Source organism: Bacillus sp. COPE52 (genome assembly GCF_003355115.1).
In the GTDB taxonomy this organism is placed as follows: Bacteria; Bacillota; Bacilli; order Bacillales; family Bacillaceae_G; genus Bacillus_A; species Bacillus_A toyonensis.
On the sequence record NZ_CP031292.1, the window covers coordinates 1,815,432 to 1,837,020 of the forward strand.

15 protein-coding genes and 2 pseudogenes are annotated in these 21,589 nt (G+C 33.6%); 12 read left to right on the forward strand and 5 right to left on the reverse strand.

Features of this window, described 5'->3' with window-relative positions; all coding sequences use genetic code 11:
• Positions 1–13: 13 nt before the first annotated feature.
• Positions 14–721, reverse strand: coding sequence for an alpha/beta fold hydrolase (locus DPQ31_RS09210; RefSeq protein ID WP_000109315.1), 708 nt, complete (start codon positions 719–721; stop codon positions 14–16).
• Positions 722–864: 143 nt separating this feature from the next.
• Between DPQ31_RS09210 and DPQ31_RS09215 the strand changes: the two genes are divergently transcribed.
• The gene (locus DPQ31_RS09215; RefSeq protein ID WP_208731808.1) at positions 865–1,740 is read left to right on the forward strand and encodes a LysR family transcriptional regulator; all 876 of its coding nucleotides are present in this window, start codon (positions 865–867) and stop codon (positions 1,738–1,740) included.
• A 50-nt stretch (positions 1,741–1,790) separates the two neighbouring features.
• Here DPQ31_RS09215 and DPQ31_RS09220 read toward each other — a convergent pair whose 3' ends face one another.
• Positions 1,791–2,519 carry an urease accessory protein UreH domain-containing protein gene (locus DPQ31_RS09220; protein ID WP_222615861.1) on the reverse strand — a complete coding sequence of 243 codons (729 nt, stop codon included), beginning with the start codon at positions 2,517–2,519 and terminating at the stop codon, positions 1,791–1,793.
• Between the two features lie 15 nt (positions 2,520–2,534).
• Entirely contained in the window at positions 2,535–3,521 is a 987-nt protein-coding gene (locus tag DPQ31_RS09225; protein WP_098226071.1) for a F510_1955 family glycosylhydrolase, read from the reverse strand.
• Between the two features lie 204 nt (positions 3,522–3,725).
• On the opposite strand from DPQ31_RS09225, the gene DPQ31_RS09230 reads away from it, so the two are divergent.
• The 3 genes from DPQ31_RS09230 (at position 3,726) to DPQ31_RS09240 (ending at position 9,064) form a co-directional block, all read left to right on the forward strand.
• Positions 3,726–5,009, forward strand: coding sequence for an aminopeptidase P family protein (locus DPQ31_RS09230; protein ID WP_000842958.1), 1,284 nt, complete (start codon positions 3,726–3,728; stop codon positions 5,007–5,009).
• 118 nt (positions 5,010–5,127) lie between these two features.
• Complete coding sequence (locus DPQ31_RS09235) at positions 5,128–6,768, forward strand: multicopper oxidase family protein (RefSeq protein ID WP_208731809.1); 1,641 nt, start codon at positions 5,128–5,130, stop codon at positions 6,766–6,768.
• 616 nt (positions 6,769–7,384) lie between these two features.
• On the forward strand, positions 7,385–9,064 hold the full coding sequence (locus tag DPQ31_RS09240; RefSeq protein ID WP_208731810.1) for an SH3 domain-containing protein: 1,680 nt from the start codon (positions 7,385–7,387) through the stop codon (positions 9,062–9,064).
• Positions 9,065–9,276: 212 nt separating this feature from the next.
• Here DPQ31_RS09240 and DPQ31_RS09245 read toward each other — a convergent pair whose 3' ends face one another.
• Entirely contained in the window at positions 9,277–9,822 is a 546-nt protein-coding gene (locus tag DPQ31_RS09245; protein WP_208731811.1) for a hypothetical protein, read from the reverse strand.
• Between the two features lie 871 nt (positions 9,823–10,693).
• Between DPQ31_RS09245 and DPQ31_RS09250 the strand changes: the two genes are divergently transcribed.
• The 6 genes and pseudogenes from DPQ31_RS09250 (at position 10,694) to DPQ31_RS09270 (ending at position 18,280) form a co-directional block, all read left to right on the forward strand.
• The gene (locus DPQ31_RS09250; RefSeq protein WP_208731812.1) at positions 10,694–11,128 is read left to right on the forward strand and encodes a sodium:proton symporter; all 435 of its coding nucleotides are present in this window, start codon (positions 10,694–10,696) and stop codon (positions 11,126–11,128) included.
• 237 nt (positions 11,129–11,365) lie between these two features.
• Positions 11,366–12,103 carry a YrrS family protein gene (locus tag DPQ31_RS09255; RefSeq protein WP_208731813.1) on the forward strand — a complete coding sequence of 246 codons (738 nt, stop codon included), beginning with the start codon at positions 11,366–11,368 and terminating at the stop codon, positions 12,101–12,103.
• A 370-nt stretch (positions 12,104–12,473) separates the two neighbouring features.
• On the forward strand, positions 12,474–13,937 hold the full coding sequence (locus DPQ31_RS09260) for an exo-alpha-sialidase (protein WP_199631568.1): 1,464 nt from the start codon (positions 12,474–12,476) through the stop codon (positions 13,935–13,937).
• Between the two features lie 554 nt (positions 13,938–14,491).
• Entirely contained in the window at positions 14,492–14,959 is a 468-nt protein-coding gene (locus DPQ31_RS09265) for a hypothetical protein (RefSeq protein ID WP_000775812.1), read from the forward strand.
• Positions 14,960–15,720: 761 nt separating this feature from the next.
• Positions 15,721–15,907 (forward strand): annotated as a pseudogene (locus DPQ31_RS29115) (hypothetical protein).
• Positions 15,908–16,771: 864 nt separating this feature from the next.
• A complete protein-coding gene (locus DPQ31_RS09270) occupies positions 16,772–18,280 on the forward strand; it encodes a transglutaminase domain-containing protein (RefSeq protein ID WP_208731814.1) in 1,509 nt (502 codons plus the stop codon).
• A gap of 554 nt (positions 18,281–18,834) precedes the next feature.
• Here DPQ31_RS09270 and DPQ31_RS09275 read toward each other — a convergent pair.
• A pseudogene (locus tag DPQ31_RS09275) lies at positions 18,835–18,990 on the reverse strand (IS3 family transposase); the annotation flags it as partial.
• A 714-nt stretch (positions 18,991–19,704) separates the two neighbouring features.
• Here DPQ31_RS09275 and sdaAB point away from each other — a divergent pair.
• Both sdaAB and sdaAA read left to right on the forward strand, forming a co-directional pair.
• Positions 19,705–20,403 (forward strand): L-serine ammonia-lyase, iron-sulfur-dependent subunit beta, encoded by a 699-nt coding sequence (sdaAB, locus tag DPQ31_RS09280; RefSeq protein WP_208731815.1) that lies wholly within the window; start codon positions 19,705–19,707, stop codon positions 20,401–20,403.
• 21 nt (positions 20,404–20,424) lie between these two features.
• Positions 20,425–21,315 (forward strand): L-serine ammonia-lyase, iron-sulfur-dependent, subunit alpha, encoded by an 891-nt coding sequence (gene sdaAA / locus DPQ31_RS09285; protein WP_087970014.1) that lies wholly within the window; start codon positions 20,425–20,427, stop codon positions 21,313–21,315.
• Positions 21,316–21,589 lie beyond the last annotated feature (274 nt).

The following is a 21,589-nucleotide window of genomic DNA, read 5'->3' on the forward strand; positions in this document are numbered from 1 at the left end:
CATTAAATGAAATTTAGCTTAACGCATGTAAACAATTCACAAGTTCTGTTGCTTTTGAAAAGAAGGGAGAATGATCAGCTTCTAAAGTAATAATCTTCGAGCATGGAGTTTCTGTATTCATTCGGCGCTGAAAATCAATTGGAATCGCTCTATCTAGAGTTGTTTCAATATAAATGCGATCTACAGTTCCGAAGTTTTCTTCAGAAATTTTTAGCTGTTGTTGAAATGGTCCTAGTGGCTGAGGACGCATTTTTTTGGAAGATGCTTCTTTAATCTCTTCATTTTCGGTAGCATTTAAAAATGTTTTTTCAATTAGATTAGGTATAAGTTCAGCTGTCATGTCGTTCTCATTTATTGAAAATTGTGGACCAGCTTCACCATCTAATTTACTGCCAAGGCTTTCTCCGTTTTGTGGTAAGAATGCACAAAGATATACTAATTTATCGATTTTATTCGGTATAAGTTCAGCGGTTTGAGTGATCACAATTCCACCCATACTATGTCCAACAACAATAACTTTTTCAGTTTGTTGATTTATAGTAGCTGTTACTGCATCAACATAGGAATCTAACGTTATATTTTGTGAAGGAGTTGTATCTTTCCCGCTTCCAGGTAAGTCTAGTGTAATAACAGTGTGACCTAAAGCCTCTAGTTGAGGTTTTACTAATTCCCATGCCCATTCACCTTGCCATGCTCCATGTACTAAAACGTAAGTACTCATTTAATCAAAACTCCTCTAATGTTTATATGCTTTATTTTTTTGTAAAATTGATAGTGTATACTTAGTGTATAGGAAGTAGTTTGATAAATATAATGAAGGTTATTTATAGATGATATAAATATCTTTTATATAAGGAGAACAGAATGAACGTCTTTGATTTTAAAGTTTTTAAATATGCGGCTCGGTTGAACAGCATTAGTTTAGCAGCTAAGGAATTACATATGACACAGCCAGCAATAACGCATATTATAAACAAACTAGAGAAACGATATGCTTTAACTTTATTTGAGCGCTCTAGACAAGGAACGATGTTAACTGAAAATGGAAAAGAATTTTTAGTTTGTGTAGAACGACTTCTAATGGAGTATGAAAATCTTGAAGAAACAGCTTTACACTTGAAGAATAAAAGTTTGTATAAGATTGTATTAGCTACGTATCCTTCCGTTACTGTATATTGTTTGGCAGAGTGTATCCAATTAGGTAATATTGATCAAAGTCAGTACGTGCTTGCAGTTAGAGAGGGAAGCTATCAAGAAGTTTTAAATTGGCTGTCTGCTGGAAGTGCTGATTTTTCTATTTCTATAAAAGAAAATCTAATACCAGGATTTCACTATGAAGTTATTGGTGAAGATCCTTATGTTATCGTTTCTTCAAAGAATATTCCACCTAATCTTACTAGTAAAGAGTTGAAAAATTATCCTTTTATTATGCCACTTTCTGGTTGTAAAGAAGTACTTGAACCATACTTAATGAAAAACGAAATAACAGTGAATAAAGTGATGGAGTCAGAGTCAATTAGCTCGGCATTAGCACTTACTTTACAAGTTAACGGTATAACGATCGTTCCGTTATCAGGACTTCATAAACAAATTATTCATGACTTTATCGTGCAACCGATAGACATTGAAATCCCGCGGCAACTCATTATGCAGTGGTCGCCTAAAAAAGAGAAAGATCCATTGTTTCTCGCGTTTGTTACGAATTTGCTAACACAATTACAACAAAAGAAAAATGAATAAAATGATACAAAAGGTAAGCTTATTTCATTGAAGCTTACCTTTTGTATGTATTACCAATATAGGGCGGTATCATAAAGTCCGATTAAAACGAGAAGTACACCAGCTATACGCTGAATATTTTTCCCTATTTTTCGGCTCTTTTTAAGTGGTGTTCCATTTAAGCCTAGGTAGGAGATAATGGACAGTAATATCACGACAGGTAGAGCAGTTCCTATAGAGAAAAAGGTAGGAAATAAATACCCGTAATTAGATGTTAAAGAGAGTGGTATTAATGTTCCGAAAAATAGCACAAACATAGTAGGGCAGAAAGCTAACGAAAAGAAGAACCCAAGAAAAAATGAGCTGACTTCATTTTGTTTTCGTATAGATGTGATAGGGAAGATGGTAGAGAAGAAGTTTCTACCTTTTATAATACCTGATAATATTACCCCCATTATTATTAATAAAGGTCCGATCAGTTTACGTAACCATGGGAAATACAAAGTTAATATTTGCTGAATCTCTTTTCCTAAGAACCATACTAATAGTCCAAGTGTCGTAAAAGCTATTATTTTTCCTAAAATGAATAACAATATATGTTTCCATATATTTCCCTTTTGTAAAGATTGATTGCCATAGATTGTAATGGCGCTAATGTTTCCTGTTAATTGGCATGGAGCAAGGGTACCCACTATGCCTAATAAAAACGAAAATAAAAGAGGGATTGATTTCGTAGCATTCGCGACATCCATTAAAGGAGACATGAGTTGATAACTCCACTCGCTAATTGTTGAAAACACGTTATATTCACCTTTCTAATTAAATTGTAATATGCCATTTTTAGTAATCTGTTTCCACGTTTTACCGTCATCTGTGGAAAGGAATACATTTGCTTGCATTGTAGCAAGAACTATCTCAGATGAATTTTGAGGGTTTTGTGCAATATACATCATGTTATCTTTAGCATCTAATGATGGAACTTGTATGTTTACCTCTTCATTTGTAGCAATTGATTTTTTCGTAATCATTTGTTCACCTTTCTTATTGATAGAGGCATAAATAGCATCTTCATTATTTAATGTAACTGCGGTTGATTCAAGTGATTTAGAGAATAGTTCAAATGTATTCCCGTAATCTGTAGATAAATAAACACCATCTTTAGCACTTACTGCGACTACACTCGCTTGATCCGGATGTACTGAAAATGCATGGATTGTACTTGAAAGCCCCTTTAACTTACTATTTTTCCATTCTTGTCCGTTGTCCGTACTGACATAAAAACCTTGTTGTAATTTAGAATTAGGACGTTCATTGTATAAATAAATCGCTTCCGAATTATATCCGACAGCAAGGTTATGAAAATCAGATTCTCCATAGAATGCTAGCTTTTCCAGGTTATTGCCGCCATCAGAACTTTTCATTAATCCTAAAGGATTTTTTAAATTTGCACCTGGTTCCGGATGCCCACTAGCAAAAAATCCATTTTTAGTTGCCTGAAAGCCCATATAATCGTGTAACTGTGTAGCAGTTTCAAACCATTTTCCATTTTGATAAACTTTTATACCATTATGAGTTGCGATAGAAATACCAGGCATATTTCCTGCATAGCCAATTCCGTGAATGTGCGCTATTTTTCCAGATGTAATTTCTTTATAGAAGTTTTGCGGAATCGTATTTGCGTTATCTTTATTTTGGGGCTGAGATTGAACTGTTTCTTTTTTTACTGGTGGTGTTTCTACGTTATTAGAGCATCCTGTAATGATAAATAATGAAGTAATGGCTAGTCCTACGTAATGTTTCACGTTTGTAGGCTCCTTTCTTATATATATGTGATGTTAAGTATATGGAATAAATGTCAAGAAATTGTGGAGTGATTAGATGCCTAGTAATGAAAGTTTATCTTCTATATAAACATTATTAATTGACGAAAAATTATAACAATAATAGAATGAATTATATTGGATAATCAGTTTCAAAATTATACATAGAACGCTAGGGGGATTATTATGAAATCAACATTTTTTGCTCAAAATAGAGAACGATTAGCGAAAACATTACATGATGAATCGATTACGATTTTATTTGCTGGACAAGCACCTCATATGTCAGCAGATGCCCATTATAAATTTGTGCCGAATCGGAATTTTTACTATGTAACAGGAATCGATGAACCAAATGTTATTTTCATGTTGAAAAAGGTTGGAAATAGTGTTGAAGAAACACTATTTATTGAAAAGTCAGATCCAGTAATGGAAAAGTGGGTCGGTAAAACAGTTTCTAACGAAGAAGCAGAGAAAATTTCGGGTATAAAGAAAGTTGTATATTTAGATAGCTTTGAAAAGACAATGTCAAATATACTTTTTACAGAAAATGTGAAGCATCTATATTTAGATTTAGAGCGTCGTGAATGGAATGGTACAGAGACAAAAACATTAGCATTTGCTAAACATGTAAGAGAACAGTACCCACACATAACAATTGGTAATGTATACCCGGAAATTTGTGAATTACGAGTGTTTAAAACAGAGGAAGAAATTGAAATCATTAAAGAAGCAATTGCTGTAACGAAAGACGGTATTTACAATGTGTTAAAGCATGCAAAAGCAGACATGATGGAATATGAATTAGAAGCTCAGTTTGATTTCACACTGAAGTCATCTGGGATTAAGCATCATGCGTTCAATACAATTTTGGCAAGTGGGAAAAATGCAACAGTTCTTCATTATGAAGATAATGATGCACAAATTCAAAATGGTGATTTAGTACTGCTAGATTTAGGTGCTCAAAAAGACTATTATAACGCTGATATTAGTTATACTTTCCCGGCAAATGGAACATTCTCTAGTCGCCAAAAACAAATCTATAATATTGTATTAAAAGCATTGAAAGAAACAACAGAGATTATTAAGCCAGGCTTAAATTTTGCTGCATTAAATGAGCATACAAAAAAGGTACTAGCAGAAGAGTGTAAAGCTATTGGTTTAATTCAAGAAGATGAGGAACTATCTAAATATTATTATCATGGTGTCAGTCACTTTCTTGGTTTAGATACTCACGATGTTGGAACATACAAAGAAAGAGTATTAGAAGAGGGTATGGTTATTACGATTGAACCAGGTCTATATATTGAAGAAGAATCAATTGGTATTCGTATTGAAGATGATATCCTTGTAACAAAAGATGGCTATGAAAATTTGTCAAAAGATATCATTAGAACAGTTGAAGAGATTGAAGGGTTTATGAGTAACAATAATGTAAATGTAAAAGAAGATGAAGTTGTTACAAAATAATAGTTAGAAGAGGCGCTCAATTTTGGGTGCCTTTTTATTTTGCTCATTTTATATCTCCATATTTTCTTGAAAATTATCTTCTATAATAATCTTGAAAAAGAAAAAGGAGGGATTTTCTATGAAGAGATTTGTATTAAAAGCAGTTACAGTCTCCGTAATATCTTTAATTGCTGCATGTTCTGCGACCACAAATACCACAAATGATCATAAAAATATGAATGATAAAAAAACAACACAGACTGAAACGGCTACAAAGCCATTGAAAGTTGTAAAAGGGCCAGAAGTTACTTTAGTAGCGAAAGAAGAAAAACAAAAGCTAAGTAGCGGTGTTATTGTTCCAGTCTGGACATTTAATGGTTCATCCCCGGGTCCGGAAATTAGGGTGAAAAAAGGTGAAAAGGTTAAAGTGGCATTAAAAAATGAATTACCCGCACCAGTATCTATTCATTGGCATGGGTATCCTGTCCCAAATAACATGGATGGAATTCCAGGCGTGACACAAGATGCGGTTGAATCAGGAAAAAGTTTCACCTATGAATTTGAAGCGAACGTACCAGGAACGTATTGGTATCATTCACATCAAGATTCTGTAAATCAACTAGATAGAGGCTTATATGGTGCCCTTATTGTAGAGGATACAAATGAAAAGTATGATAAAGATTACACGTTAATGTTAGATGAATGGATAACAGATAAAGAAGAAATTAATAAGCAGTTAAAAGAAATGACAAAAGCGCAAAAAGGTAATAAATCTAAGGATAATGAAAATACGAAAAAGAATGATGATATGAAAGGCATGGATCATTCAGGTATGAACATGGGTAGTGATAAAAAAGACTCTGGTAATATGGCAGGAATGGACCATGGAAATATGAAGATGGAAGGTCATGATATGGGTATGTATAACTTATTCACAATCAATGGTAAAAGCGGTGATTTAGTAGAGCTGTTAAAAGTGAAAAAGGGTGATAAAGTTCGTCTTCGACTCGTTAATGCTGGTTATCTATCACATGATATACACGTTCACGGTCATGATATAAAAGTAGTTGCGACAGATGGTCAACCAATAAACGATCCAAAAGTTATAAAGGATAAAGTAATTTCAATCGCACCGGGTGAACGCTATGATGTTGAATTTACTGCTAACAATCCTGGGAAATGGTATGTTGAAGACCATTCAGCAAATAAAGGTGCAAAAGGAATGAAAACCATTATTGAATATGAAGGTAGTAAAGAGATGAAAGACAGAGCAAATGAAAAAGAAAAACTACCGAAATTAGATATGACGAAATATGGTGAGAAAAAATTAGGTAATTTCACACTAGAGCAGCAGTATACTGCCACATATAATATGGACTTGAATACGAAAATGAATGGAAATGAAATGGTTTATACAATTAACGGAAAAGTATTTCCAGATATCGATCCAATTCTAGTGAAAAAGGGTGACTTAGTAAAAGTGAAATTAGTAAATCGCTCTAAAAGAGACGATCACCCGATGCATTTGCACGGTCATTTCTTCCAAGTATTAAGTAATGATGGAAAACCGATTGAAGGTTCTCCAATTGTTAAAGACACATTAAATCTAAAACCAGGAGAAGAATATGAAGTATCTTTTGTAGCAGACAATCCGGGTGAGTGGATGTTCCACTGTCACGATCTACACCATGCTTCAGCAGGGATGGTAACGGAAGTAAAATATACAGATTACACATCTGAGTATGTTCCAAACCCTAATATTCCTAATAAGCCGGAATAATGTGAAATTCATGTAGTTTATCATAATGTAAAGCAGTTATCTTAGTAGATTGCTGCTTTTATATGTCATGTTGTGAATTGGGAATATTATTTTTATGAAAGTTCAGACAATAAGAGAGAGCTATTCTGTAGGAAGAGTTTACAAGGTAAAAATGTTTTTTGGTTATTTAGAGATTAAAAAACATAATTATTTATGATTAGATTAGAAATGGATAAATGTAATGTATTGTAGTTACAAAAGGCTAAATACTTATATTTGACCTTTCTTTTATTTTATACTACAATTCGTAGTGTGAAAGGGGGGGCAGGTATATTTAAGCAAAAGTATAAGTTAAATGAAGAAGGCCTAAATTATGATTTTTTTATTTTTGTAGTATTAATTATAGGTGATCATTTGTAGCTATTTTTTTGGAAATTAAAACTACATTGTGTAGTGTTAGATTGAAGCAATGAGAGAATTTTCAAAGTGTAATGGATTTAAGTTTCTTTTATTACTAGGTATAGATGGTGGATAATAAAAGGATACTTTTCCTGAATAGTTAGAATGAAAAGAAATGGAAGTTAACATAAAAACATAATGATACTTGAATATGTTTGTAGGAAGGTGTTTTATACTTATGAAAAAAATTTTAGCTAGTGTAGCAGTAGCTTCTGTTACAGGAAGTGTATTTATTGGTACTGCTCAAGCGAAAAATACTGTTATACAAAAAGACACGAAGCATGAGCAAACTACTGATGTAGTAAAATATGAAAATCAAGTAACAGTAAATACGAATGTTCTACGTGTCCGCACACAGCCAAATACGTCTAGTGCAATAATGGGACGCGTGTATGAAGGGGAAGTTTTACAAGTTATTGGAGAAGAAAACAGTTGGTTGAAAGTCAATCATAATGGAAAAATTGGCTACGTGAGTAGTGAATTTATTTCGAAAAATGGCGTACTAGCAAAGACGAATATAGGTAAGAGTCGTAGTAAAATTGTAACTGCTAATGTATTACGTGTTCGCACACAGCCAAATACATCTAGTGCAATAATGGGGCGCGTGTATGAAGGGAAAGTTTTACAAGTTATTGGAGAAGATAACGGCTGGTTGAAAATTAACCATAATGGAAAAGTGGGTTATGTAAGCAGTCAATTTGTGAAAGACAGTGGCTCAAATGGAAGCGACAATAACAATGGGGAATTTCAAGTAGCGAATGGGGATTACAAAGTTAACGTATCCTCCCTCCGCGTTCGTACAGGTCCAAGTACTTCCCACACGATTTTAGGTTCTATGTATAAAGGACAAGTAGTTCCAGTGACTGGTGAAGTACAAAATTGGTTCAAAATTAACTATAAAGGACAAGACGCCTATATTAGTAAAGATTACATTTCAAAGAGTGGTTCTAATGCAAATGAACAACGAAATAATGTTACGGTTCAAGCTGACGGCATATACATTGTAGACGCTACATCTTTACGTGTGCGTACAGGTCCTGCTACTTACCATAGTGTAATTGGTGGTGTATTAACCGGACGAACATTGCAAGTAACTGGCGTTGAAAATGGCTGGTTGAAAATTAATCATAATGGAAGAACTGGTTATGTAAGCAGTGAATATGTAAAATTTGTTAAAAGAGGTACACCACTAAAACCTGAAACAAGTAATCCATCTACTGGAGCAACAGTTGATGACTACTATGTTAACGTAAGCGTGTTAAATGTAAGAAGCGGTGCTGGTACAAATCATGGTGTAATCGGTGCTTTATCAAAAGGAATAAAAGTACAAGTTCTATTTGAACAAAATGGATGGAAAAAAATTAATTACAACGGTAAAAACGGTTATGTATCAAGTAAATTCCTATCAAAAACAAGTGAGACTGATGTAGAGGAGCAGCGACAATCCCAAGAGATAAATACAACAAATGAATTTATTCAACCAGCTGTAGGAAGATATACTTCTGGATTTGAGAAACGTGGTAGGCAAATGCATCACGGATTAGATATTGCTGCTTCAGGAATAGTGCCGGTTGTTGCCGCCGCAGAAGGTGTAGTCACTCGCTCTTATTATTCTACAAGCTATGGTAATGTTGTGTTTATTTCTCACAATATTAACGGACAAACATATACGACTGTATATGCTCATTTAAAGAGTCGTTCTGTTTCTGCTGGTCAAAAAGTGAAGCGAGGACAACAACTTGGCATAATGGGGAATACAGGACAATCTGAAGGACAGCACTTACATTTTGAAATCCATAAAGGTGAATGGAATGCACAGAAGAGCAATGCTATGGATCCAAAAACATATATTGGTTAAGTGAAAATTAATTATTTCAAGATGGAATGGTATACCTTCTCAAGCAAAGAGAATTGAATATCTATGAAATTAATGTGTTATCAATTATATAGATATAGAAATTTTGGGCTAGCGATTCAAAGTGTTTTTAATCTTCATCTGTTAAGATATAAAATTAATGAAATCGATTCCCTCTAATATAATGAAATATTAGAGGGAATCGATTATAGCTGCTAATGTTTATGTTGTTCTTCTGTGGAAGAGGTTGGTGGGACATGCTCTGGGAACGTTATGAATATAGTCAGGATAATTACTACGCCAATAGAGAGTAATAATAGAAACCGACGATGGATATAAGTAGTAAAGGTTTCTGATAAAAGCTGAATTATACATGACATAGTTATCGTTATAGAAAGTAAAAGGCTAATGAATAGTATACTATGAGCTTGTTGCGCATTTAGCATTTCTGTAATCATTGCTCCCATCATACTTGCCATTAATCCAGAGAACATTCCTTCTAAGGCAGTATATAGGTGAAAACGTAGACCGACTAAAAGACCGATACAACCACTAATCAAAATAGCAAGCAAAGTAGAATATAGTAATTCCCCTTTAAAGAGAATACCTAAATAAAAACCTATACTTAAACCGATACTCATACTAAAAGACATAATAAATACCATATACTCCATTAGGGTACCCTTACGTTTAGAAATATATGATGTAATAATAATTGAGATACAACAAAGTGTTAAGGCAGTTAACATATAAGCAAACATCATGATACCTCCCTGTCCTATCATTCACTTCATCATATGTTCGAATGGAGAGTACTTATGCTAATATATATCTGCAAATTATCTGCACAATTTAAAAAGGTAAGTTCAATATAATTCTCAAAAAATGATGGTTATCTTAGTAGATGATGCTTCATAAGGAATTGTTGTATTTAAAATTTTATAGAATATACTAAAGAAGCTGTTTTAGTGTGATAACTGCAAGGATCATCAGTGGAATCTAAAAAATCTCTATGTAAAGCTACTAATTCAATGATGCATGTAAAACTGATATTACTTGTTCTGCCGATTATACTTTCAAAAAGCAACCATCAACAGATAGCCAACTCATTACATTTGAAGCTGTACGAAAATAATATGATCGCACATTTATGAAATGGGATGTTTGTAAAAGAACTGAGCGTTATTTTTCGCTCAGTTCTTTTGTTTATATAAAAAAGATTTTTAACTAAACCTGCTAAAAATTTGTGAAGAATTACACTTAAACTAACGAGGTGCGTTAGTTTAATAAGAATTAAGTGATATTATGAGTGAGGAGAGGTTTTGGTTATTCAATTAAAGGAGCGCTTTAACGGAATAACGAAAAGAACCTAATTCCTCAATATAAATGTTGATAAATGGGGCTTTTTAATATGGGGATTTCCTTAACGTTGTAAATGCGCATTTTCCTGACGCTACCCCTACTTGACGAAACAAATGATAGGAAATTCATGATGATATACACATATTCATTATTGAAATTAGTAATAATAAAATGTATTATTGAAAAGCACTATTTATAATTCAAGTAATCAAGGCTATGTATCCATAATAATTTGAACATTCAGAAATTATAATATTATCTAAAAATGAGGTGAGGTTAATAGAAACAGTACATATTAAGTGGTATGGATTTTATAGTTTAAATGATTTTTATAATAGAGAAGAAGCTTTTAAGAAGGGAATATTTGCAATCTCTAGAGTATATGCTAAGAATGAAACATTGATCTATATAGGAAAAACCAAAAGAAGCTTTATACAAAAGATAAGGGAACTTAATAAGGATTGGATTTTTAATGAAAGCGAATTAAAGATTACATTAGGAATAATAGAGTTTCCTAGTGGTGAAAGTTACTCTGAAAAAAAGGTAAAAGAGATAAAATCCCTTTTGATTTTACGACATACCCCAGTAGAAAACAACACATCTTTATTGTACCATAGAGGGCAGTTTAATTTGAAAATTATAAATAAGGGAAGAAGGGGCTTAATTGTGAAAAAGATTTCTACAGGAGATCTAATGTGGACGTAATTGGAATCACCTTTGAATAAAATTGAAGGTTTCTTACGAACAGATGCTTATCAATTTTTAATGTATTAAAATATTTTTGAATAACATATGTCAGATGCTTGAAAAAACACAAATTTTATTATGATATGAAATCTTGTATGGGAATTGTAATTCATTTCCATCGTTTAATAAAAATATTAAGAATTATAAGGAAACGCATAAAGATTAGAAGAGAAAATAAACTCGGAGGTTTAAAAAATGGGACAAGTAAGCAGGTTTCAAGAAAAACAACAAAATCGTCGTAAAAAGGTGATTTTTAATATTGCATTTACTTTGGTATTAGTGACAGTTGGTATAGTGACATACCAGTTGTTTTCCCCTTCTGATACATCAAAGAAAGCAATTGCTCAAGAAAAGAAAGAAACAAAGATAGAAGAGAAGAAAGGTAAAGAGAAAGAAGCAGCGCAGTTAGAAGAGAAGAAACGTGAAGAGAAAGAAACAGCGCAGTTAGAAGAGAAGGAACGTGAGGAGAGAGAAGCAGCACTGTTAGAAGAGAAAAAACGTGAAGAGAGAGAAGCAGCACTGTTAGAAGAGAAGAAAAATGAAGAGAAAGAAGCAGCACTGTTAGAAGAGAAGAAAAATGAAGAGAAAGAAGCAGCACTGTTAGAAGAGAAACAAAAAGCAGAAAAATCGGTATCTCAAGAAAAGGGTTCTCAAACTAATCCTTCTTGGAAGCCAATTGGTACAAAGCAAGGAGCAAAACCTGAAATGAAATTTAAAGAAGGAACAGTAGATTGGAGTGAGATGAAAGAAGCAATTTCTTATGCTGTTGATGTTCCAGAGGGCCAATTGATTTTCGAGTTTATTGGGAATAATGGTAATAATAAAGCTTACGGTAATATACGAGATAAACAAAGTAATAAAAAATATAAGGTTGATATTGATTGGGTAGAGAATCAGGGTTGGAAGCCAGTATCTGTCCAAGTGGTAAAATAGATAATAGAATTTTAATTAGGTGTTTAAAAGTTTACTTTTGTAAAAGTTCAAAAAAGAGTCCTTATCAATCAGGACTCTTTTTGGTATGTTGACAGCATTAATTACGTTGTACGAGAAAAAAAGAAAGGAATGAAATATTCTCCTCGTAGTAAACGACTTAGTGGTATCAATGTTTATATGACCAACACTCCTGCTTGAAAACATTAGAGATGTACAGAAACAAAAGCAGCAAGGTTTTTTCGGTTTGTTTAAAGACTAATTAATTGATTAAATGACTCTTCCAAAAAAACTTAAATCTATTAAATAGTCTAAGCACTCTTTCGTTTTTTTCATATTATATATTGAAAAAAATAATAGAAAGGGTGATCAAATGCCGCCAAAACCAAAACCAAATGATAAAGAAGTTCAAGTGAATAACCCTGCTGTTGATATCGCTAGTTTTCCAAATATAACTCAAAGCGAGACAAGCCTTGCGCGTTTTAAAGATTTTATTTTGTATGGATTTAATGATACCAATAATGCCACAGGGGTAGCTGGGGCATCAAGTTATTCAGGGTTTTCCTTTTCAAAAGATTTAGGTAAAAATTGGACCGATGGTGGGTCAATACCAGCCAATCCTGGAGGTCAAAATTTTGGTGATCCATCTTTAGCAGTTGATAGAAATGGAGTATTTTATTATTCACAAATTGGGGATGAATTGATTGGAGGCAGGCAAGAAGGTGTAATCACTGTTTCAACCGGAACGATCAGTCCAAACAAAACAATAACTATGAACCTTCCTCAAGTTGTTGGGCGAGGGCAGACTCCAGCTGCTAGTGATCCAGGAAATCAAGATAAAGCGTGGATTACAGTAGGTCCTGATGCTGATAATCCAGGAAATGAGGCTTTATATGTTGTATGGACTGACTTTGGCCCTCCTAATGTAGGTACAAAAATTCGTTTTTCAAAATTTGGAACAGGTGTAACATTAACTCCTATTATTCCAAGTCAAACGATTGTCGCTGGGGCTAATGCAGTGTTTGGAGCCTTTCCGGTAGTGGATAAAGCCGGGAATATATATATCTTTTATGAAAGTCGTTTGCCAGGCACATTTGCTCAGCTAAATACTGCGAACCGTTCCATTCGTATGGCTAAGTCAATCGATGGAGGAAATACCTTCCCAATAAATGTACAAGTCTCTGCTGGCCTATTTGCAGCAGCGGCTACGGATGTTGTACCATGCGGACCAGCCAATGAACTCCGTCCTGTTATATTAACAGAGCAGCAACGGGTAATCAGGATGTTTGAGATCCCTCAAGCAGGTATAGGACCAGATGGTACGATCTATGTAGTATGGAATCAACGTAGAAATATTGGAGGTACAACCTTTATCGATGTCTTTTTAGCCTATAGTCAAAATGGAGGAAATAACTGGACTCAAGTGAATATCTCCAATAATTTACCACATGCATTCTTTCCATCAGTAGCTGTCAATAAAAAAGGAGCTCATATTCAATATAACCGCTTTAATGATCCTAATAATGTTGGCGGCATAGGTAATGGAACATTTGGTGTGTTTATGAAAACATTCTCTCTTCATAAGGGCGTTGGTAAAGTAGGGAAAGAAAATATGGTCAGCACCAAATTTTCTCAAGTGCCTAATAATCATATACCAAGCGGTGGGGTTTTCGTGAATTTTGATCCAAGAGTGTTTTCTTGTTATATGGGTGAATACAATCAAGTTATTACGGGTCCAGGTCATTCATTGCTCCATGCTTGGGGTGACAATCGAAATATTTTGAACGGACAGAATAATCCTGATGTATTCTTTAGAAAAACCGAGTCAAAGCCATAACCTAGTAAATTTCTCTAATAGGAGTCACCATACATGCCCATCAACTTAAGAAATTGGTAGTTCCCCAAAACGAAGAAAATTTTCGTTTTGGGGATACTTCAAAATATTAGCTTGATGGGCATGGGATAGTAACAACAAAACGCAAATTTTCAAAACGGTTTACCAATAATCGCTATACACCAGCTTGATACAATAATATTTGGTGTGAGTTCAATACATATTATTAAAATTAAGATGGTTTAAGTCGGAGGAAGGTACCTTAGGGTGTCTTTATATATATATGTTATACCGTCAGCATTCCGGAACAAAACAGCGACAGGATAGGAATGTATAAAAAATGCATGAATACATAGAACAAAAAAGGAGGTTCCCTTGCAAGGTTAGGATTCTCCCTTGTACTCGCTATTGATAATGAGACGTTATATTAACCTTACATGTATAGAGTACTTGTTTTAGTTACTTAATTTAACTTCCCATATAATGCGAAATATTTAATAATTACAATAGAAAAATTAAATCGAGTGATATACAAAGCATTTTGCGTGAGGGTACTGATGAAATTACAAATTAACGAATTATATAATCTATTAGACACATTTAAAGAAATAGAACTATCTATTGGATATAGTGGATTAATAATTTATAGTAATAGTGCATTAGAAAAGGAACAATTGGGGTATAGCATAGATAATAAAGGAGATTGGAGACAGTCTCGGTTTGTCATAGGGCACGAGGAGGAATATGGAAACCCTATCTTTGTAGATATGAGTAGAAGATATTTACCAATATATACTGCGGAACATGGCGAAGGTGAATGGAATCCAAGGATAATATCATCTTCATTAAAAGGATTTATTAAGACATTAAACTACCTATATGATTTATCAAAAGAAAGGGAAACTCCGATTGAAAATAAAGATAATGCTTTATCTGTAAGCGATAAAGCAAAACTCCTTACTAAAATCATAATTCAAACAAAGCGACTAAACATCCGCTTTTGGCTAGGATACTTTCTAGAATGAATATTAGAGGGTTAAATTCCGATAACGATAATTATGTAAATAAGCTGTCCATATGGGCAGCTTATTTTATTTTTCCGCATAGTTTACGTTATTTTGAAAAATACTTGCAGTATCCATACTAGTATTTTTGCATTTAAATTGTTTTTAATATATTATATTTATATGGTAATATAAAGATGATAATATGCAAAAAGGATTCAAATCTATTAATCAGATGTAAGTCCTTTTCAAAGATAAAAAGATTTTACCAAAGTGTAATATAACTTATGCCTGTCTTTTTAATATGTATCTAGTAAAAAGACATTTTTTATCAATACAATTGTGTTTTCAATAGAAATGGAAACTTTTAAATAGAAGTTTATTTACCTTTCAATGATAGGAGTTAATGTTCCTAGAACCTAGAGAAACAAGGCGCCATACAGAGTAATCTGACAAACCTGAGAGGTATTGTATGTAGTTTGCTCATCTCATACAAAACAAAAGAGCCTTACCGCTCTAGGCAAGACTCTACTAGTTTAGTTGTATAATATTTACATAGTAACTAAGAAACAGAAAACATATAGCACTAAGTAGCAGAACCCTAACATTCCTCCTACAGCTAATACCTGTTTAACCCAACCCTTAAATTTTAGATTACTGTCAATTTCTTGCACTCTTTCCATATTTCCTCCTATTAAGGAGAACCCTTAAAGACTCTCACCTCGCTATGGTACCATTAAAGAATGACTAATAGAGGTCTAATTTTGTCTAAACGTATAAATATGCAATATTGCATACAAAAATGTATTGTTATAATTGTAAGCGCTTACTATAATAAGGGTATAAAGATTAACCACATCTTAATACGAAAAAAGAGGAGAGAATAATATGGAAATCGCAATGGCAGTTTTAAAATTTATAGGTGGAGCAATCCCATTAGTTCAAGAACTTCTAAAAGCATTTATGTAAATTCACTATTTAGCAATTATTTATAAAAATTATCATACAAATGATCTGTATATCAAAAATGAATTGATTTACAGATTATTTGTGTGAGTAAGGTTCCTTTAACATTATTAAGGGACTTTTTTTAATTTCTAAATACGTAAGGTTACGTCACATCAACATCAAATTAAAAGTACTTTTAAAACATTAAAAAGTGCTCTTTATTTATTATAAATATGAAAGTTAATTTTTGAATATTCGTTCACTTTCATTTCAACACATAAATGTTCGTAATTACATACATTCTATTATCGCTAACAATATGATTCTCAAAAAATCCTAAATATTAAAAGCTGTTTGAAAGACATAGATCATCAAGTCAATATTGCAAAAAGCAAACGTCCCGAATGTAAAGAACCTCTTATTATAACAGGTACTCAGTATACAGAAGCGACAACAAAATGGTTAATAAATCTAAATTCCGTATAATTAACATAACATTGGACCTGTATTCCCCCCCTAATGCGCTGTTTAAAAATTTCACGCACCATATGTTTAATATGTTTATATAGATAAATAAATGTCAAATCTTGCTTTAATCGCTAATATTGACTAAGATAACTCTTATAACAAAGAGGCCATGTATTATGCGTTTCATAAGTGGAAAGACAAAGAGTTGCATCGTCATCTTTTAGCTAGTTGTTCTAATTTATCCTACATTAACTGCTCGTAAAATCTCGATTGAATTAACTAACAATTAGTGAGGAGAGTAATATTTACTAATGAAAGTGTCATTTTATAATATTGAGTATTTATTTTAGTTTTGCAACGCCCTCATTGTTAATGTTTGATAGATAAATAGGTCAAGAGAAGGGGAATATTAGATTTATGAAACAGAATATAAAAGTTTTAGCTATGGCAGTTGGTCTCACAGTGATGGGATCAACAGTAGCTACTTACACAAGTGCCGATACAGGTTGGAAACAAACTGGATCAGTATGGAATTACTATAATGTAAACGGTGTGAAGCAAACAGGTTGGCAGCAGGTAAACGGAGCATGGTATTACTTCAACGGAAGCGGAGCGATGCAAACAGGTTGGCAACAGGTAAACGGAGCATGGTATTACTTTAGCGGAAGCGGAGCGATGCAAACAGGTTGGCAACAGGTAAACGGAGCATGGTATTACTTTAGCGGAAGCGGAGCGATGCAAACAAATTGGCAGCAGGTAAACGGAGTATGGTATTACTTCAACGGAAGCGGAGCGATGCAAACAAATTGGCAGCAGGTAAACGGAGTATGGTATTACTTCAACGGAAGCGGAGCGATGCAAACAAATTGGCAGCAGGTAAACGGAGTATGGTATTACTTCAACGGAAGCGGAGCGATGCAAACAAATTGGCAGCAGGTAAACGGAGTATGGTATTACTTCAACGGAAGCGGAGCGATGCAAACAAATTGGCAGCAGGTAAATGGAGCATGGTACTACTTCAATGGAAGTGGAGCGATGCAAACAGGCTGGATCCAAGATAATGGTAAACAGTACTACCTTGAAAGTAATGGTGTTTGGAATCCAAATACTACATCTGTAAATAATAATTCACGACCTGATGGGAAACTATTAGACGCATTTCAAAATGAAATAAAAACTCATATTAATAATCAAAAAGAAAATATAACGATGACATACAAATCCCAAAACTCTAATATTAATGAGGTTCTAAACACACTTGTTAAAGAATATGACAAGGCAGTCGAATCTAACGAATATTTGAATCATAATATTTCGCATACGCAATATTCCGTTCGTGGTATTCCAGGAAATTACACGTTTACAGTAAAGATTACATATCGTGAATCCAAAGGACAAACGGACTATGTAAAGGCGCAAGCAAAATCAATTATCAATTCCATTATCAAAGCTGGTATGGATGAACACGAAAAAGTAAAAGTAATCCATGATTATGTTGTAAAGCATGTTTCTTATGATACTTCTTTCCAAGCTTATACAGCATATGAAGCTTTAGCAAACCGCTCTGCTGTTTGTCAAGGGTATGCATTATTAACGTATCAATTGTTAAAAGAGGCTGGAATAGAAACTCATATTGTAACAGGAACTGGAAATGGACAACCACATGCTTGGAATCAAGTGAAAATTGAAGGGAAATGGTACCATCTTGATACAACTTTTGATGATCCAATTCCAGATGTGCAAGGACGAGTAACTTATTCATATTATAATCTGTCTGATGAACAAATCGCTAGAAATCATCAGTGGGATCGTAATAAATTTGCGCCGGCAACAACAAACTATGCTAATGAATTAGCAAAAAAAATCCAGTCGGGTAGCTCAAAATCATTGGAATATCAGGAAATATCAAAAGTCATTAAACATTAAAATTTATGTTTTGATGTAACTGTTTTAAAACAATTACTTAGGCATTCAGAGATTATGAACCTACAGAGGTAAGTAATATCCGTATGAAAAAGTACATGTATTCACGTTGAGGGTGTTGCAAAACCAAAATGAATATTCTTATAATCAATAAAACTAGTTAAACATAAAATATATAGTGATTTAGTTTTTGTGATAGCAGTGGTTGTTGGAGCAGCAATTTAATTTGTCAAAATGGGATTAGGTTAAAAAAATGAAATAACCTTAGTAGAACAGTTCAATTGATTTGAACTGTTCTACTTGTGTTTGTAAGGTAAACGTCAAGTAACCCAAAATATACAATAAAAGTGGATTTTGGAGTTGTTTTTTGTGTGCTTCACTTGTTTCCATAATGGTTACTTCAACTGGTTTGATGTACATCCGAGGGTTTTATTAATAAAGGGGGGCTAGATCATAGGGGATGGGCATTGGAAGGTCCAGAGCTATTATGGCCAATTTGGGGATTAGCTCTGTTTGGTGGTCATCTCCCTGTCAAGTAGACAGTAATAAAAAGAGTATTATGCCACGGCCTTTTCCCGATATTCTATCGGGGAAAGGCCGTGAAGTTTTTCTTGGAATCTTTCTGTATTATAAAATTGAATATATTCTTGAATTGCTCGGTAGGCCATTTCATATGTTTTTGGGCGCACTAAATACAACTTCTCTCTTTTTAAATCTAATTAGGGTTTCCATAACTGTAGATATCGATGGTGTAAATTAGTGAATATTGTCAAAGTAGTACTTCAAGTTAAGAGTATAAAAAGAAGTTTCTTTTTTCTGAAAATGTATATTAATACAAAATTAATTATTAATATCAATAAATGATTTTATGTTTCATTAATGGATTCATTGCCATCTACATTTATTATTTATTGCAACAGCTTTCATTTCCAAAATTAGATGTTTTAACAAAGGACAATATAAGTATCATTATAATGATTTTTCAATATAATCAATGTGTTAATGAAAGGAACTCTGTGTTATTTTTGCTTTTCTAGTAACTAATACAGCTTCAAACAAAGGACACAATTGCTACATGCTAAGTGTAATCTATTACTCATTCAAGATTCTGTTTATTCAATCTTTCTAAAAATAAAAAAATATTGAGCTCATAAATATACAAGCTATAATGAGGGCGTCGAGAGAAAATTTATTACCTTTAGAGAAAGTATCAAACCTAGTTTTTTGCAAAAATCCTAATGACATTACAAGTAACCTTTTAAAATTGGACATACTGACATGATTACTCTAAGAAAGGTATGTGATTAAAAGGAAGTGTACTTGACACGAGAATGAAAACGTATTCAATGAGGTCTTGTTTTGAATCAGTCATTTTAATAACTTAGATTCAACTGCAATTAAAAATAACAAATTATGGGGGTGTTTATATGAATATGAATGTAGCATCTATTAAAGAAAAAAAGATTGTTAAATACAAAAGTTGTTTTGATGTGATTGGGCCAATAATGATAGGTCCTTCAAGTTCACATACTGCAGGTGCCTTGGCTATTGGAACAGTTGCCAATAAATTATTTCAAGGTCTTCCAAAAAAAGTTGTGGTAAAGTATTATGAATCATTTGCTGAAACCCATAAAGGTCACGGAACTGATTTTGCAATTATTGCTGGGATATTGGGATTTGCTGCCGATGACAGCAAAGTGCCAGATGCTATTAAAATAGCAGAATCTAAAGGAATTGACATTACCTTTATTGAAAAAGCGGGTGATAGTCCTGCTGGTCATCCAAATACGGCAGATGTACATTTAGAGGATGAAATTCGAAGTATTAGAACGATGGGTATTTCGGTCGGTGGTGGATTGATTGAAGTCAAACATGTTGAAATTGACGGATTTAGCTTAGATCTGCATGGGCCATTGCCAGTTATTATTGCGATTTCTGAAAGAGCTGACTTTGAATTTGTCTTACGAAGGATCTTTAAACAATATGATGTGGAAATTAACAACTTTCATAGTTTAGAAGATAACAAGAAATATTTATATGCATTCGCTTTGGATTCTCTATTGCCTGGTAATGCTCAGAAGGAATTGGGAAATTTAAGTAATATAGCTAACCTTATTATTCTTTAGTTCCATTAAGGAGTGAAAAAAATGTATATGACCATAAAAGAAATTGTGGATGCAGCTAATAAAAGCCAAAAGCCAATTTATGAATTAGCAATGGAACAGGAAATCAAACAAACTAAAACTTCTTATGAAGAAGTTTGGAGTAAAATGGAACGGAATTTAGCGACTATGGAAAATGCCATAAATAAAAGTATCGAGGGCGACGGGGTATTTTCTCCAACCGGTTTAACCGGAGGTGATGCTGTTAAGATTAAAAATTATCGAGAAAATAGGAAAACTCTTTCTGGCGATTTGATGGTGCTAGGGATTCAAAGTGCTATCGGTGTTAATGAAGTAAATGCTGCATTAGGAGCTATTTGTGCAACTCCAACAGCAGGTGCGAGTGGGACAATCCCGGGAGTCTTATTTAGTATTAAAGATACGTTGCAGTTAAGTCATAAAGATATGATTCATTTTCTATTCACTTCAGCGTTATTTGGAACGATAGTCGCAAACAACGCTTGTATTTCAGGAGCGTACGGAGGATGTCAAGCTGAAGTGGGCAGTGCCTCAGCAATGGCGGCTGCAGCAGCGGTAGAAGCTGCCGGAGGAACACCACAACAATCTTCTGAAGCTTTCTCAACCGCATTACAAAATTTACTTGGTTTAGTGTGTGATCCGGTCGCTGGTTTGGTAGAAATTCCTTGTGTAAAGAGAAACGCCATTGGAACGGCAAATGCTTTAGCGGCAGCGGATATCGCATTAGCCAGCGTAAACAATCTCATCAGTGCTGATGAAGTTATTGAAGCGATGTATAGAGTTGGAAGACAAATGCCTCGCGAGTTAAGAGAGACAGGTTTAGGCGGAATTGCCTCTACACCTACAGGGATTTCCATTAAAAATAAAATCTTTGGAGAGAAACAATTAGATCAATGAACAGTTATCGGATACATTGTGAAAAATTTAACAAATTTATTCTCTATTGTTCGCCTAAGCATGTCTGTATATTGGGGGAATTACCACTAAAATATACTACTATATAATTGAAATATTTTGTAAGTGGTAACAAACCCATCAGGTTGATGACTAGTGGAATTTTTGATTTTGGTCAAATGAGAAGAAGGATAAACGATGTGGCGCACTTTTTAAGCAATTCATTTTTCAAGAACGATCTATATTCCTAAGTCTAAAAAGAGACGTAAGAATAGGA